Origin of the sequence: Microbacterium sp. 2RAF4, assembly GCF_052115285.1 — a bacterium.
In the GTDB taxonomy this organism is placed as follows: Bacteria; Actinomycetota; Actinomycetes; order Actinomycetales; family Microbacteriaceae; genus Microbacterium; species Microbacterium oxydans.
Genome location: NZ_JBFRGI010000009.1, coordinates 1 through 968, shown reverse-complemented (window position 1 = coordinate 968; position 968 = coordinate 1). Strand labels below are relative to the sequence as shown.

Annotated in this window: 1 protein-coding gene; it reads left to right on the top strand. The window is 64.7% G+C overall.

Going from position 1 to position 968, the window contains the following annotated elements:
• Positions 1-968, top strand: a 968-nt coding sequence (locus AB4070_RS18540; protein WP_441981401.1) for a glutamate decarboxylase, incomplete at both ends; no start/stop codon positions are given.

Sequence of the window (968 nt, the reverse complement as noted above, 5' to 3'; positions counted from 1 at the left end):
AATCTCTGGAACGCGCCTGATGCGGAGAAGAGCATCGGCACCTCGACGATCGGGTCGTCGGAGGCGTGCATGCTGGGCGGTCTCGCGTTCAAGCGGCGCTGGCAGCAGGCTCGGCGCGCGGCGGGCAAGGACACCTCGAGTCCGAACATCGTGATGTCCTCGGCCGTGCAGGTGTGCTGGGAGAAGTTCTGCAACTACTTCGACGTCGAGCCGCGCTATGTGCCGATCAGCGAGGAGCACAAGACGCTCGACGGTCATGATCTGGCGAACTACGTCGAYGAGAACACGATCGGCGTCGTCGCGATCATGGGGGTGACATACACGGGCATGTACGAGCCGGTGGCCGAGATCGCCGCCGCGCTCGACGAGATCCAGAAGGACACGGGTCTCGACATCCCGATCCACGTGGACGGGGCGTCGGGGGCGATGATCGCGCCGTTCCTGCAGCCGGATCTGGTGTGGGACTTCCGGCTGGAGCGGGTGCATTCGATCAGCACGTCAGGGCACAAGTACGGGCTGGTGTATCCGGGGCTGGGCTGGGTGGTGTGGCGGGAGGCGCGATGGCTTCCGGAGGATCTGGTGTTCAAGGTGAGCTATCTGGGYGGGGAGATGCCGACGTTCGCGTTGAACTTCTCGCGGCCGGGGGCGCAGGTGCTGTTGCAGTACTACATGTTCCTGCGTCTGGGTTTCGAGGGATACCGAGCCGTGCAGCAGGAGTCGCAGGATGTCGCCGAGTACCTCGCCCAGGGGATCGCCAGGCTCGACGCGTTCGAGCTCTGGAACGACGGCAGTGACATCCCGGTGTTCGCGTGGCGTCTGAAAGAGGGGCACACGAAGAACTGGACGCTCTACGACCTGCAGGATCGGCTGCGCATGAAGGGCTGGCTCGTGCCGGCGTACCCCATGCCTGCCGACCTGGAGCAGATCACGGTGCAGCGCATCGTCGTGCGCAACGGGCTGAGCATGGA